This window comes from Rufibacter roseus (assembly GCF_001647285.1).
Classification (GTDB): Bacteria; Bacteroidota; Bacteroidia; order Cytophagales; family Hymenobacteraceae; genus Nibribacter; species Nibribacter roseus.
In genome coordinates this window covers 23,672-37,687 of sequence record NZ_LRML01000003.1, presented here as the reverse complement: position 1 = coordinate 37,687, position 14,016 = coordinate 23,672, and the positions used below count along the sequence as shown (strand labels likewise).

The following is a 14,016-nucleotide window of genomic DNA, read 5'->3' as shown; positions in this document are numbered from 1 at the left end:
CAATAGGAATAGCACCAATTTTTTTTAAAAGCTAACTTTGGGAAGGAATGTTTAATGTAAATCTATTATGTAACTTCTTCATTGAGTGAAAGGCTATAACGAAAATGATTATCAAATATATTGGGGATAAAGGTAAATATAATCATTTTACTATATGAAGATTTGCTATTTTACTTTCTTATTCTTACGCAGAAATACCTTCGCTTCCTTATTTGCCGCCGATTTACTATCCGTCAACTTCATCACCATCTCATAATACTGTTTCGCCAACGGAATCTTCTTCTCCTGATCAGCAATTCTAGCCAAATTCTGAAACGAGGAAATATAATAGCCAGATTCCTTTTCCCCCACTTGCTCGGCAAAGGTAATACATTGCTGGTAATAAGCTTTTGCTTTCTGCAAGTCGCGGTACTTGTGCTGGTTGATGTAGCCTAGGTAAAAGCTGGCGTAGCGGCCACTGATGGCTTCATATCCGAACTGCTTCTGCGAAATCTTCTCCAGAATTGCATTTGATACATTCTCTGCTAGTGTAAAGTTGCCTTGTGTAAAGGCCATTCGGGCGTAGAAGCGCTGAAAGTACGGGTTGTCTGGATAGGTATTTGCCAAATACTGCGACAGTGACATGGCGGCGCTTGAGTTTTTGGCATCATTGGCATAAATCTTCATCAGGAAGAACTTAGCTTCTGTGCCGGTGTAAAACCCATTGAAAGCCACCTGTTGCAACTGGCGCAGGCCTAATTGCTTATTCCCCTTCGGGAAAAAGTAGAGGACAGGTCTCAGGAGTGGATAATTCTCGTGAATCCAGACGGCGTAGTAGTTGAAAAGAGCCTCGCCGAACAGAAACTCATCACTTAATCCGTTAGCTTTACGGCTCTTCTGCAGGAAATCCAGAGATCGGTTAGCCATAACGGCGGCTTTGCGCCAGTTTTTCCGCTCAGAGTGCAGACGAGCTCCAAAGCCATTGGCCGCCGACAGGAAAAAGGCGGCCTCTAAATTTTTCTTGTCGTTGTCGTAAAGCTCCTCAGCCAGGGTGATAGTGGTGTCCATATAAGCCAGAAAGGGAGCGTCAAACCGGGTATCATTAATATTGGAGGGTACCATTTTCCACCAGTTGCTCAGACCCAGCAGGAAGTAGGGCATAGGGTGATTTGGGTACCGGCGGCGCAACGACTTAAACTGCTTTTCGGCCGTCTCAAAATTGAAGTTGTACATGTTGTCAACTGCCCCACCCAACTCATTCATGATGCTCTCGTTGAGCAAGAGCCAACCTTTAATGTCCAGCGCCTGGGGTAGCACATCGACAGAATCAAGGATGATGCTAGCCTTGAGCGAATCCAGAAGTTTCTGGTCAATCTGCTGTGTTGAGTCAGGCACTTGTGCGTAGGCTTTGCACACACCCAATATCAGAAGAAGAGAGAGAAGAATCTTTTTCATTCAAATTTCTAAAAACAGCTCCGAAACGCTGGTCACAAGGCAGGCGAGAAATTTCGCACCTAAACCAATATTTGCCCCCACAACATGTTTAGCCCGCGGCAGGGTTCAAAAGCAGGAAATTAAGCGGCTGTTTTTGACCTGTTTTAGCAAAAGTAGGCCTAAAACGCACAGCTAGTGCAAAAGAATTTCCTTTACTTTGAAGAAACGAACAACTATGGAATTATTGCGTCGGCTCTGCCAGTTACATGCCCCTTCGGGTAACGAGGTACAGATGAAAGAATTTCTGCTGAGATACGTGCAAGATCACCAGCATTCATGGAAAGTACAACCCCAAATCATATACGGAGAGGGCTTTCAGGATTGTCTTCTGTTGGTGTTCGGGAAGCCCCGCACAGTCATCTTCGCGCATATGGACTCAATTGGGTTTATGGTGCGGTACGGAAAACAGTTGGTAAAGATAGGAGGACCTCAAACCGAAACTGGCTATACGTTGGTAGGCGAAGACAGCCAAGGCAAAATCGAGTGCACGCTTCGCGAAGACGAGGAAGATGGCAGCTTAACCTATGACTTTCACCGGGAGATTGACCGCGGCACCGAATTGGTGTTTCAATGTGATTTTAGAGAAACCGAAGAAACGATCCAGAGCTGCTACTTAGACAACCGCCTTGGCGTCTGGAGTGCCCTGCAGGTGGCCCAAACGCTGGAAAATGGGGTTGTTGCCTTTGGCGGCTGGGAGGAAGTTGGCGGCGGCTCTGTAAGATATTTGGCAAAATACATACATGAGCAATATGGAATCACCCAAGCCTTGGTTTCTGACATTACATGGGTAACCGAAGGAGTGCGTGCTGGTGAAGGCGTGGCTATTTCACTCAGAGATTCGCTCATTCCCCGGCGCAGTTTTGTGCGGAAAATTATCAGATTAGCCCAGGAAGCTAACATTCCTCACCAGATAGAAGTGGAAAACGCGGGCGGTTCAGACGGCAAGGAGCTGCAGCATTCAGATATCCCCTGGGATTGGTGCTTTATTGGCGCACCGGAAGATCATGTGCATTCACCTAATGAGTTGGTGCACAAAAAAGACATTGAAGCCATGGTAGACATATATAAACTACTGATGCATAAACTGTAAAAACAGCAGCATAGAGTATAAGGTATATTTGTTTTTTAGAGGAGAAACGCTAGATTGCACAACAGACCCAAGTATGGTCACTATTGATTCAGCTTTTGTAACTGCTAATGATTTAATTTAGAAGTACGTTTTAGTTTAGTCAGCTATGCTTCTGTTTTAACCCTGTTTTTCGGAAATCAGGTCTAAAACACACCTTGGGAGATTGGTCTTTGGGGTGAGGAAGTGGTAGGAGAAGTTTAGAGTTAGGCCATTGGCAGGGCAAGAGTAGCTTACCAGTACGCTTTCTACATTCAACTAACAAACAAACCATTTCTCTATGCAGACTATTCTTTACGCCATTCCTGCTTTCGGTTTGGTAGCCCTCTTGTACACTGCCATAAAATCAGCTTGGGTAACCAAGCAAGATGCCGGTGATGAAAAAATGAGCACCATTGCCAGGTACATTGCCGAGGGGGCAATGGCTTTCCTGAAGGCCGAATACAAGGTGCTTACCTATTTTGCCATTATAGCCTCCCTTTTTCTTTTCTATTTGGGCTACGTGGGTGAGAAATCATCGCCCATCATTGTGGCCGCATTTTTAATTGGTTGTATCTTCTCGGCTCTGGCTGGATTCATTGGCATGCGCATTGCCACAAAAGCCAACGTTAGAACCGCGCAGGCTGCCAAAACAAGTTTATCCAGAGCATTGAACGTGTCGTTCACCGGCGGCGCCGTGATGGGAATGGGCGTGGCTGGTCTGGCCGTTCTGGGTTTAGGTTCTTTATTTATCGCCTTCTATTACTGGTTTGTGCAAAGGCACGGAGCCTCCGCCTCTAGTGAAGAGATGGAAATTGCGCTGGAAGTACTTACCGGCTTCTCGTTAGGTGCGGAAAGTATTGCTCTCTTCGCGCGCGTGGGCGGTGGTATCTATACCAAAGCGGCCGATGTGGGTGCTGACTTGGTAGGGAAAGTAGAAGCTGGAATTCCTGAAGATGATCCCCGAAACCCTGCCACCATCGCCGATAACGTGGGAGACAACGTGGGTGACGTGGCCGGTATGGGCGCCGACTTGTTCGGGTCTTACGTGGCCACCATTCTGGCTACTATGGTGCTGGGCCGGGAGATAACGGTAACCGATGATTTTGGTGGCCTTTCTCCTATTCTGTTGCCCATGATTATTGCCGGCATGGGCATTATCTTCTCTATGATTGGCTGCGCTTTTGTACGGGTAAAGGAAGGTGGTAACGTGCAGGCGGCCCTGAACATGGGGAACTGGTCTTCGGTGGCCTTGACCGCCATCGCCTCGTATTTTCTGATCAATTGGCTCATGCCCGAGACCTTGAGCCTGAGGGGCTATGAATTTACCTCCATGGGAGTTTTCTGGGCGGTTCTGATTGGTTTGGCAGTAGGTACGCTTATTTCCATCATCACCGAGTATTACACAGCCATGGGCAAAGGTCCGGTGAATTCCATTGTGCAGCAATCATCTACCGGCGCGGCTACGAACATTATCTCAGGCTTAAGCGTGGGCATGATGAGTACGGCTCTGCCGATTATTGTGCTTGCTGCAGGTATTGTGTTCTCGTACTCAGTAGCTGGTCTTTATGGAGTGGCTATTGCCGCCGCCGGTATGATGGCCACCACTGCCATGCAACTCGCCATTGACGCCTTCGGGCCTATCGCCGATAACGCGGGTGGTATTGCTGAAATGAGCGAACTGCCTAAAGAAGTACGTGAGCGCACTGACATTCTGGATGCCGTAGGAAATACCACCGCCGCTACGGGCAAAGGTTTCGCCATAGCCTCAGCGGCGTTAACTTCTCTTGCCTTGTTTGCCGCTTTTGTGGGCATCTCCGGCATCAGCACCATTGACTTGTACAAGGCTCCTGTTCTAGCCGGTCTGTTTATAGGCGGTATGATTCCTTTTGTTTTTTCAGCTTTGGCCATTAGTGCGGTAGGCCGGGCGGCTATGGCTATGGTGCATGAGGTGCGCCGTCAGTTCCGCGAGATCCCCGGCATTATGGAAGGAACCGGTAAGCCAGAATATGACAAATGCGTAGCCATTTCTACCAAAGCGGCCATCCGGGAAATGATGTTGCCGGGTGCCATTGCCCTGATCGTGCCTATTATAGTGGGTTTCGGTTTGCGCGGGGTGTTTGAGGATGTATCTAGCGCTGAGATTTTAGGCGGTGTATTAGCCGGGGTAACCGTAGCCGGGGTGCTCATGGCTATCTTTCAATCAAACGCCGGAGGTGCCTGGGACAACGCCAAAAAATCTTTTGAAAAGGGCGTGATGATTAACGGGGTGATGGAGTACAAAGGCTCTGAACCCCACAAAGCATCGGTGACCGGAGATACAGTAGGCGACCCGTTCAAAGACACCTCTGGCCCGTCTATGAATATCTTGATCAAGCTGATGTCTATTGTGTCACTGGTAATTGCCCCGCACATTGCCGTGCGCGAGACACCGCCTCCGGCGCCAGAGAACAGAATTGATTTGGAGGGACGAAAGTTGCAGAATCCGGTAGACGCTGGAACAACGATACAGTACCCAGCCGCTAAAATTTAAAGCGACTCAGTTTCTGGAGTAAAAAGCTGTTTGTAGTCTTCCTTCAGACTCCAAACAGCAAAGCTTTTTCTACTTTTCAAAAGTCCTTTTCTAAATGAGAAGGGCTTTTGTTTTTTTATTTAGGCCTTTATTCCCCAAATTTGATGCACCCAATCTGAAATCATAATGCATCATCCTTCGGTCACCATTCACGATAAGCAGTTCAGCCTGTACATTCCAGAGCGTAAAATCCTTCACAGCGTGGAGATTGTGGCCACCCGCCTCAGCCATGATTACCGCGGTAAACGCCCGCTGTTCCTGTCGGTGCTGAATGGGGCGTTTATGTTCGCGTCTGACCTGATGAAGGAGATGAGCACGCCCTGCGAGATTTCGTTTATCCGGTTGGCCTCTTATTCAGACATGCATAGCACCGGAAAGGTGAAGGAGATTATGGGCCTTAACGAAGATATAAGAGGCAGGCACATAATAATAATTGAAGATATTGTGGACACCGGGCACACTATTGCCGGTCTGCTTCCGCAGTTGCGCCAGAAGGGACCCGCCTCGGTAGAGGTGGCCACACTGCTTATTAAGCCTGAAAGCCTGCAGCACAACCTGGCCATTAAATATCCGGCTATGTCTATTGCCAATGACTTTGTGGTAGGCTATGGGCTAGACTACAACGGCTTGGGCCGTAATCTGCGAGATATTTACAAGGTAATATAGCCTAGGGTAAGGAGTATGTTTTTGGCTTGTTTTCTAAAAATCAGGCTTAAAACGTCAACTTCAGCCGCTAATGGCTTATAAAACTGCTACCTTTTTCCAGATTTTCTTCTTACTTTTGTAATCTCACAATTTTGATACTCATGCTGAATTTAGTACTCTTCGGCCCTCCAGGGGCAGGAAAAGGCACGCAGAGCCAGAAGCTAATTGAAAAATACGGACTGATTCACCTTTCAACCGGTGATTTGCTGCGTTCAGAGATTTCTCAGGGAACAGAGCTGGGGCTGAAGGCCAAGAAGCTGATGGACGAAGGTTTGCTGGTGCCAGACGAAGTAGTGATTGGTATGATTGAATCAAAAATTGCCGATAACCGCGACGCAGCTGGGTTCATTTTTGATGGTTTCCCGCGTACTGTTCCACAGGCCGAGGCACTAGACCAATTACTGGAGAAATACGACCAAGGCATAACCTGCATGATTGCTTTGCAGGTAGACGAGCAAGAACTGGTGAAACGCCTATTGTTGCGCGGCAAGACCTCGGGCCGCCCGGACGATGCCGACGAGGCTCTTATTCAGAAGCGGGTGGTGGAGTACAATACTAAAACAAGACCGGTTGCTGACTATTATGCCCAACAAGGCAAATTTTACGCAATAGACGGAATTGGGGAGATTGAAGACATCTTCGCGAAGAGCTGCGAAATTATTGGCGCTTGCCAACTAGCGTAAGCACCTAACCATATTTTAAATCTCTAAAACCATCTGATGAGAAATTGTCAGATGGTTTTTAGTTGATGTAAGGTTCTCACAATCAAAGATGTTTTTGACCTATTTTACCAAAAGCAGGTTTAAAACGTAAATCTGTTAGTGCGCCAAACTCAATTGGTCATTAATCATTCCATCATTAATCATTGCATAAGCCGTGTCATCATCCAACTTCATAGATTACGTTAAAATTTGCTGCCGATCAGGGCATGGAGGCGCCGGTTCAGCGCACTTGCACCGCGACAAGAAAACAGCCAAAGGCGGTCCAGACGGTGGTGACGGCGGCCGAGGTGGCCACATTATCCTGAAAGGCAATTCACAGCTCTGGACGCTGCTGCACCTGCAATACCAGAAGCACGTGATTGCCGAGAACGGCGGAAACGGTGGCCCGAGCCACTCCAGTGGCTCTTTTGGCAAAGACATTGTTCTGGAAGTGCCCATTGGAACCATAGCCCGTGATGCCGAGACGGGTGAAATAAAGGCCGAAATCACGGAAGACGGCCAGATGGAAATTATCACCCCTGGCGGTCGAGGAGGCTTAGGCAATGCTCATTTTAAATCGCCTACAAACCAAACGCCACGCCACGCTCAGCCTGGTGAGCCCGGCCTGGAGGAGTGGACCATTCTGGAATTGAAACTGTTGGCCGACGTGGGTCTGGTGGGTTTCCCGAATGCCGGAAAGTCTACCCTGCTATCCGTTGTGTCCGCAGCTACCCCTAAAATTGCCAATTACCCGTTCACTACTTTGGTGCCAAACCTGGGCGTGGTAGCCTACCGCGACTACAAATCCTTTGTGATGGCTGATATTCCAGGTATCATAGAAGGAGCTTCTGAAGGGAAAGGGTTAGGGATCAGGTTCCTGAAGCACATTGAGCGCAACTCTATTCTGCTGTTCATGATCTCAGTGGAAAGCCCAGACATAGCCGCAGAATATGAAGTGCTGGTCAACGAGCTAAGAACCTACAACCCAGAACTGTTGCACAAGCAACGTCTGTTGGCCATCACTAAAACCGATTTGATAGATGACGAACTAGAGGCTGAAATGCGCGCCACACTGCCTAAAGATTTGCCTACCATCTTCATCTCCAGCATGACCAATAAGAATATCACCCAGCTGAAAGACATGATCTGGAAGGCGCTGCATACGGCTTAAAGGAAGATGCATACGCGTTTATGGAGCTGTTTAATAAAAAAATAGCCAAAAACACTCTGCCGCTGTGTGGGATTTACCATTCCCCTTTTCACACCTGCTGAATTTCGGGGATTAGGAAATCCCCGACAGAGTACATTCGGATTTGTAAATCCGAATGAGCGAAACGTCGGAAAGGCTTTCGGTTTTTTGTAGTCCCCTTTGAAGGGGGTAGGGGGATGACAAGGACGGCAGAAGAGGCAGTAAGCTCCTGCCATACCTGTCACACGCAAAAGGCAGACATTTTAAGATAAAATGCCAGTTTGGCATAAAAACACGTTTGGCAAAATAGTTGCCCACCAAGGGTACGCCATACTAGAAGAAATAAATCTGCAAGGAGATATGACGACATCAAAAGAACAGAACCCTCAGGAAGAGGAAAATATACAGCCTGAAAACAACGCTGAGGCAACAGAGAATACAGAAGCTACTGCCGAAGAATCAGCAGAGCAAACCTCTGAAACCGAAGCTGCGGAAGGAGATAAAACAGCTGCTGAGCTGGATGAATTGCGCGATAAGTACCTGCGCTTGCAGGCTGAGTTTGATAATTTCAGACGCCGCACATCAAAAGAGCGCTTAGAACTTTTTAAAACCGCAAACCAAGAGCTGATGGTGGCGCTGATTCCAGTGCTGGATGATCTGGAGCGGGCGCAAACTGCCATGAAAGATGCCCAGGATGTAGAGGCGGTGAAGGCGGGCGTGGAGCTGGTATTCAGTAAATTCCAAGGCCTGCTTGGACAAAAAGGCTTGAAACCAATGGAAGCTGTAGGACAACCCTTTGATGCTGATATTCACGAGGCCATCACCCAAATACCAGCGCCAAGTGAGGAGATGAAAGGAAAAGTGATTGACCAAGTAGAGAAAGGATATTACCTCAATGACAAAGTGGTTCGCTTTGCCAAGGTGGTAATTGGAGCATAATACAATGGCTACGAAACGAGATTATTATGAAGTGCTGGGGGTGTCAAAAGGGGCATCGGCGGATGAGATAAAGAAAGCGTACCGCAAAATCGCGATCAAATACCACCCCGATAAAAACCCCGACGACCCAACTGCCGAAGACAAATTCAAAGAGGCCGCGGAAGCCTATGAGGTGCTCAGCGATGACCAAAAGCGTCAGCGCTACGACCAGTTCGGGCACCAGGGCGTGAATGGCGGTGGCTTCGGTGGCGGAGGTGGCATGAACATGGAGGATATCTTCTCCCAGTTCGGTGACATCTTTGGTGGCGGAGGCGGCGGCTTCGAGAGCTTTTTCGGGGGCGGCGGCCAGCGTGGCGGCAGACGCGTGCGCAAAGGCAGCAACCTACGCATTAAGCTGAAGCTTACTTTAGAAGAGGTAGCCAAAGGCGTAGAAAAGAAAATCAAAGTAAAACGTTACGAGGCCTGCCCCGTGTGCGACGGCAACGGCTCTAAAAACGGAACTGCTTTAAATACTTGTCCTACGTGCCAGGGTCAAGGTCAGGTGAAACGGGTGGTGAACACCATGCTGGGCCAGATGGTTTCCAGCAGTACATGCCCTACTTGTCACGGTGAAGGCAAAACTGTCAGCCAGAAGTGTGACGCCTGCCATGGTGAAGGTCGTCAGCTGCGCGAGGAGGTAATTTCTATCAACGTACCAGCCGGTGTAGCCGATGGCATGCAGCTTTCTATGAGCGGCAAAGGAAACGTGCCGGAGCGCGGTGGTATTCCGGGTGACTTGCTCATCCAGATTGAGGAAGAACCGCACCCAACCTTGCGCCGCGACGGCAATAACGTCATGTTTGAGCAGTACGTGAGTTTTGTGGATGCCACTTTGGGTGCTTCTGTGGAAGTACCTACCATCGACGGGAAGGTGAAAATCAAAATAGACCCAGGTACTCAGTCTGGCAAGATCCTGCGCCTTCGTGGCAAAGGTATTCCAGACATCAACGGCTACGGCCGCGGAGATCAACTCATCCATATCAACGTCTGGACTCCGAAGAACGTGAACGCCGAGGAACGCCAGATTTTGGAAAGATTACGTGAGTCTCAGAACTTCGCGCCAAACCCGGGCAAGAATGAAAAAGGCTTCTTCGAGAAAATGAAGGAGTACTTTCAGTAGGAGTTCTGAGTCTTGAGTCGCGAGTCTCGAGTTGAGAATAATTTGAGCAACGCCCGCTATTCATTTTGAATAGCGGGCGTTGCTGTTTTAGGCTTGTTTACTGGAAACAAGCCTAAAACGCATTTTTAAAGGAGCGCCACCTGATACTCCCCCTTTGAACGGGGCGAAGGGGGATGTTTACACCTGTCGGTCCACGCATTGCTGATTCTTTTACTCTTTTTCGGTCATCCCGAGCAACGCCGAGGGATCTAACGAAGATGTTCTGTGGTAGGTGCAAATGCCTCGGCCAACGTTCAGGACAGGTCGCGACCTGTCCGTACATTTTCCCAATACAAAACAGACCTCACTTGCTCAAATGATCTCGCAGTGTCTTGAAGACCTGCGAGTGTCTACGCCAGTAGCTGTTGCTACCATACATGCTACAAACAAAAAATTAAACCTGATCATCTTGGTACAGGCAGCTTACGCCAATCAGGAGATCGGCGGTCCAGAAGTGCGTAAAGCGCTGGCGCTAACTCCAAGCACAACAATTAGCAATCAACAAAAAGCAATTCTGCGTTTCAGGCCTGCTTTTTGAAAACCAGCCCCAAAATGCAGGGTGGTTTGCTTAGTCGAAGTCTTTCCCTTAGCTTTAACCTAACATCTAACCATTCAACTCTTGGTACCCATTCTGCAAATACAAGGCGTGAGCAAACGCTACGAGGCGCATCAGGCCCTGAACCAAGTTTCATTCAATGTGCCGCCGGGCAGTATTTTTGGGCTGCTGGGGCCAAACGGGGCGGGTAAAACATCGCTCATAAGAATTATCACCCAAATTACAGGTCCTGATGAAGGGAAGGTGCTGTTTGAGGGGCAGCCGTTGCAGCCCAGGCATGTGCAGCAAATCGGGTACCTGCCAGAGGAGCGGGGGCTTTACAAGAAAATGAAAGTGGGGGAGCAGTTGGTGTATTTGGCGCGTTTGAGAGGGCTGGAAAAAGCCGATGCCCAGCAAAAAATTAAGGCATGGGCGGAGCGGTTGGAGCTAACTACATGGTTGAATAAAAACGTAGAGGACCTTTCCAAAGGCATGCAGCAAAAAGTGCAGTTCATTGCCACAGTGCTGCACGAGCCCAGGCTGCTGATTCTGGACGAGCCTTTCTCCGGCTTCGACCCAGTGAATGCCAACATCATAAGAGATGAAATTCTTCGCCTGCGCGAGGGAGGCTGCACCATCATTTTCTCCACGCACCGAATGGAGTCGGTTGAGCAGATGTGCGATTACATTGTGCTGATCAACCGTTCAAAGAAAGTACTGGAGGGTAGTGTGAAGGAGGTGAAAACCGTTTACCGCACCAACACTTACTGCGTGGAGGGACAGGGCAAACTGCTCATTACCTCGCCTGATTTTAAGGTGATTTCGCAAAAACAGGCCGGAAACGACTTTTCAGCCGAGGTGCAGCTTGAGCCTAATGTAGGGTCTAATGAGTTACTGCGCTACTTACTAGACCGTGTGGAGATTCACCGGTTCGAGGAGAAGGTGCCCAGCATTCATGATATTTTTGTTCAACTAGTAACGCAGCCCCAACATGGATAAGATTTGGTTAGTGTTTCAGCGCGAATACCTGGTGCGCGTGCGTAAAAAGAGCTTTATCGTCATGACCATTCTGGGGCCGTTGCTCATGGCGCTGATCATGATAGTGCCCGTTGGGCTCATGATGATGTCTGATGACACCAAAATTATTCAGGTGCTGGATGAAAGCGGTTTATTAGCCGGTAAATTCAATTCAACGCAAGAACTCAAGTTTGTTTCCGTACAGGGTCCGCTGGAAAGAGCCAAACAGCAATATCTCCAGTCAGAAGATGCTGCCTTGCTGCACATCCCTACCATAAATTTAGATAAGCCCTCGGGAATTCAACTGTATTCCCAGAAAAGCGCCAGCATCTCAGTCATCACCTCAATTGAGAAGCAGTTGAAGCAGGAGCTGGAGGCCATCAAATTTGAGCGATCGGGTATTGACCAAAAGGTGCTGGACCAGATCAAAACCAAGGTGAACATTCAAACAGTGAGCCTCAGCGACGAAGGCGAAAAAAGCAGCAACGTAGGCGTTACGTCCATTGCTGGCTTTATGGGCGCTTTCCTGATTTACCTGTTCATCTTCATTTACGGCGCACAAATTATGCGCGGCGTGATTGAGGAAAAAACCAGCCGAATTCTAGAGGTGATGGTGTCTTCGGTAAAACCATTCCAGCTCATGGCCGGCAAAATAATGGGCATTGCCGCCGTAGGTCTCACGCAGTTCCTGCTCTGGATTGTTTTGAGCTCCGCCATATACGCGGGTGTGGCCTCCTCCTTTGATTTGAAGCGTTTTTCTGATGCCCAGATAAGCCAAACCATGCAGGGTATGGAAAACGAGCGGGAGGCCCTGCAGGCCCAGGAAATCAACTCGGTGATGAGCGGGCTGGAGAACTTGAACGTGCCGCTGTTAGTAGGTGGCTTCCTATTCTACTTTTTAGGTGGTTACCTGCTGTACGGAGCCTTGTTTGGGGCCGTGGGCGCTGCTGTTGATTCTGAGACAGACAGCCAGCAATTCATGTTGCCCATCACGGTGCCGCTCATACTGTCTTTTATTGTGGCTCAGACCATCATCATGAAAGACCCCAACGGCCCCGTGGCGTTCTGGATGTCCATGGTGCCTTTCACTTCGCCCATCGTCATGATGCTGCGCCTGCCTTTTGGAGTGCCAACTTGGGAGCTGGTGCTGTCTATGGCCTTGCTGGTAGCTGGCTTTGTAGCCACAACATGGCTTGCCGCCCGCATTTACCGGGTGGGAATTCTCATGTACGGCAAAAAAGTGAACTACCGTGAGCTCTCTAAATGGCTGTTTTATAAAGGCTAAATTGATTGCTGATTGTTAATTGCCCATTGTTTAAAATGTACTTTTCTAGGCCTGTTTCCGAAAAAATAGGCCGAAAATAGCGTTTACCGCATCTCCCGCAAGTTTAGCGCTAGCGTAACTTGTGGAAGCGAATGGAGTCAGTTTATAAACTGACATCCAGAAAATTTGAACCTTTAAATGGCTTTGCAAACTGGATGAAAGGATTCAGGATTTGTTATCACCGTGCTTCGGTTACTGCATATGTCAGCAACGGGGATTGCAAATCCCCAAACAGCAAAGACGTGCTAATATAACATGGTCAGTAAATGATCTGATCAGAAAGAAAACCACAAGTTACGCTAGTGATGAACTTAAGGAAGAGAAAGATTTCTGGTCAATAACTATGTTTTCGGCCTGGTTTTCTGAAAACAGCTCTAAAATATGAAGAAGATATTTTCGGCCCTGGCCCTGCTTATTTCTTTAAGTTCCTTTACCATGGACAAACCAGCCTACCGCCTGTTCACCGGCTCGGGCAAAGCCGTGGGATATGAGAAGATGCTAAAAGAGCTGGTTACCGCCGATGTGGTTTTCTTTGGGGAGCAGCACAATGACCCTATTGCCCATTGGCTGCAGCTGGAGTTAGCCAAAGAATTGTATCTGCTCCACGGGAAACAATTGGTGCTGGGTGCCGAAATGTGGGAAACAGATACCCAAGCCGCCGTTGATTCTTTTCTGCTGGGGCAGCTAGAAGAGGAAGAATTTGCCCGCAGCAGCCGTGCCTGGCCCAACTTCAACACAGATTATAAGCAATTCTTGCTTTTTGCAAAGGAGCATGGCCTAAAACTTATTGCCACCAACGCGCCTCGGCGTTCAGCCCGCATTGTAGCCCGCGAAAGCATGAAAGGTCTTGATCAAGTTACAGTCGAGGAAAAGCAGTGGCTGGCCATTTTGCCCATAGCCGTTGATCTGGAGCTGCCCGCTTACAAACGCATGCTCAGCATGTTCGGTGATTCACACGGCACCTCAGCCTCCAGCAGACAAATAGTGGAAGCTCAGGCTTTGAAAGATGCCACCATGGCGCATTTTATCAGCAAAAATCTGCAGCCGGGGCAGCGCATGTTGCATTTAAACGGCGCCTACCATTCAGATCACCACGAAGGAATCATCTGGTATTTGCGTCGCCTACGGCCAGAACTGAAAATCAAAACCATCAGTACGGTTCTTCAGCCGCAACTGGATAAATTGGAGAAAGAACACGTGAAACGTGCTGACTATGTGCTGGCAGTGCCGGAGAACATGACGAGGACGTATTGATTGC

The 14,016-nt window shown here is 48.7% G+C and carries 12 protein-coding genes; 11 read left to right on the top strand and 1 reads right to left on the bottom strand.

Going from position 1 to position 14,016, the window contains the following annotated elements:
• Nucleotides 1-165: 165 nt before the first annotated feature.
• The gene (locus A8O23_RS04205) at nucleotides 166-1,434 is read right to left on the bottom strand and encodes a tetratricopeptide repeat protein (protein ID WP_066617139.1); all 1,269 of its coding nucleotides are present in this window, start codon (nucleotides 1,432-1,434) and stop codon (nucleotides 166-168) included.
• 214 nt (nucleotides 1,435-1,648) lie between these two features.
• Between A8O23_RS04205 and A8O23_RS04200 the strand changes: the two genes are divergently transcribed.
• The 11 genes from A8O23_RS04200 (at nucleotide 1,649) to A8O23_RS04150 (ending at nucleotide 14,012) form a co-directional block, all read left to right on the top strand.
• Nucleotides 1,649-2,563: a M20/M25/M40 family metallo-hydrolase gene (locus tag A8O23_RS04200; RefSeq protein WP_066617136.1), complete on the top strand. Its 915-nt coding sequence runs from the start codon at nucleotides 1,649-1,651 to the stop codon at nucleotides 2,561-2,563.
• A 316-nt stretch (nucleotides 2,564-2,879) separates the two neighbouring features.
• On the top strand, nucleotides 2,880-5,111 hold the full coding sequence (locus A8O23_RS04195; RefSeq protein WP_082882905.1) for a sodium-translocating pyrophosphatase: 2,232 nt from the start codon (nucleotides 2,880-2,882) through the stop codon (nucleotides 5,109-5,111).
• Between the two features lie 165 nt (nucleotides 5,112-5,276).
• Nucleotides 5,277-5,816 (top strand): hypoxanthine phosphoribosyltransferase, encoded by a 540-nt coding sequence (hpt, locus tag A8O23_RS04190; RefSeq protein ID WP_066617133.1) that lies wholly within the window; start codon nucleotides 5,277-5,279, stop codon nucleotides 5,814-5,816.
• A gap of 140 nt (nucleotides 5,817-5,956) precedes the next feature.
• Nucleotides 5,957-6,538 carry an adenylate kinase gene (locus tag A8O23_RS04185; protein ID WP_066617131.1) on the top strand — a complete coding sequence of 194 codons (582 nt, stop codon included), beginning with the start codon at nucleotides 5,957-5,959 and terminating at the stop codon, nucleotides 6,536-6,538.
• Nucleotides 6,539-6,731: 193 nt separating this feature from the next.
• Nucleotides 6,732-7,727 (top strand): GTPase ObgE, encoded by a 996-nt coding sequence (gene obgE / locus A8O23_RS04180; RefSeq protein ID WP_066617128.1) that lies wholly within the window; start codon nucleotides 6,732-6,734, stop codon nucleotides 7,725-7,727.
• Between the two features lie 291 nt (nucleotides 7,728-8,018).
• Nucleotides 8,019-8,684 carry a nucleotide exchange factor GrpE gene (locus A8O23_RS04175; RefSeq protein WP_239693341.1) on the top strand — a complete coding sequence of 222 codons (666 nt, stop codon included), beginning with the start codon at nucleotides 8,019-8,021 and terminating at the stop codon, nucleotides 8,682-8,684.
• A 4-nt stretch (nucleotides 8,685-8,688) separates the two neighbouring features.
• Complete coding sequence (gene dnaJ, locus A8O23_RS04170; protein WP_066617124.1) at nucleotides 8,689-9,843, top strand: molecular chaperone DnaJ; 1,155 nt, start codon at nucleotides 8,689-8,691, stop codon at nucleotides 9,841-9,843.
• Between the two features lie 385 nt (nucleotides 9,844-10,228).
• Nucleotides 10,229-10,420 (top strand): hypothetical protein, encoded by a 192-nt coding sequence (locus tag A8O23_RS04165; RefSeq protein WP_153042068.1) that lies wholly within the window; start codon nucleotides 10,229-10,231, stop codon nucleotides 10,418-10,420.
• A gap of 81 nt (nucleotides 10,421-10,501) precedes the next feature.
• Complete coding sequence (locus A8O23_RS04160; protein ID WP_066617119.1) at nucleotides 10,502-11,416, top strand: ABC transporter ATP-binding protein; 915 nt, start codon at nucleotides 10,502-10,504, stop codon at nucleotides 11,414-11,416.
• Nucleotides 11,409-12,719: an ABC transporter permease gene (locus tag A8O23_RS04155; protein ID WP_066617117.1), complete on the top strand. Its 1,311-nt coding sequence runs from the start codon at nucleotides 11,409-11,411 to the stop codon at nucleotides 12,717-12,719. Before A8O23_RS04160 ends, A8O23_RS04155 begins: the two co-directional genes overlap by 8 nt.
• A 420-nt stretch (nucleotides 12,720-13,139) precedes the next feature.
• Complete coding sequence (locus A8O23_RS04150; RefSeq protein ID WP_066617113.1) at nucleotides 13,140-14,012, top strand: ChaN family lipoprotein; 873 nt, start codon at nucleotides 13,140-13,142, stop codon at nucleotides 14,010-14,012.
• Nucleotides 14,013-14,016 lie beyond the last annotated feature (4 nt).

What these genes read in the sequence shown, in the direction of transcription:
- A8O23_RS04205 (WP_066617139.1), bottom strand. Translation starts at nt 1,434, where the DNA reads ATGAAAAAGATTCTTCTCTCTCTTCTTCTGATATTGGGTGTGTGCAAA.
- A8O23_RS04200 (WP_066617136.1), top strand. Translation starts at nt 1,649, where the DNA reads ATGGAATTATTGCGTCGGCTCTGCCAGTTACATGCCCCTTCGGGTAAC.
- A8O23_RS04195 (WP_082882905.1), top strand. Translation starts at nt 2,880, where the DNA reads ATGCAGACTATTCTTTACGCCATTCCTGCTTTCGGTTTGGTAGCCCTC.
- hpt (WP_066617133.1), top strand. Translation starts at nt 5,277, where the DNA reads ATGCATCATCCTTCGGTCACCATTCACGATAAGCAGTTCAGCCTGTAC.
- A8O23_RS04185 (WP_066617131.1), top strand. Translation starts at nt 5,957, where the DNA reads ATGCTGAATTTAGTACTCTTCGGCCCTCCAGGGGCAGGAAAAGGCACG.
- A8O23_RS04175 (WP_239693341.1), top strand. Translation starts at nt 8,019, where the DNA reads ATGCCAGTTTGGCATAAAAACACGTTTGGCAAAATAGTTGCCCACCAA.
- dnaJ (WP_066617124.1), top strand. Translation starts at nt 8,689, where the DNA reads ATGGCTACGAAACGAGATTATTATGAAGTGCTGGGGGTGTCAAAAGGG.
- A8O23_RS04155 (WP_066617117.1), top strand. Translation starts at nt 11,409, where the DNA reads ATGGATAAGATTTGGTTAGTGTTTCAGCGCGAATACCTGGTGCGCGTG.
- A8O23_RS04150 (WP_066617113.1), top strand. Translation starts at nt 13,140, where the DNA reads ATGAAGAAGATATTTTCGGCCCTGGCCCTGCTTATTTCTTTAAGTTCC.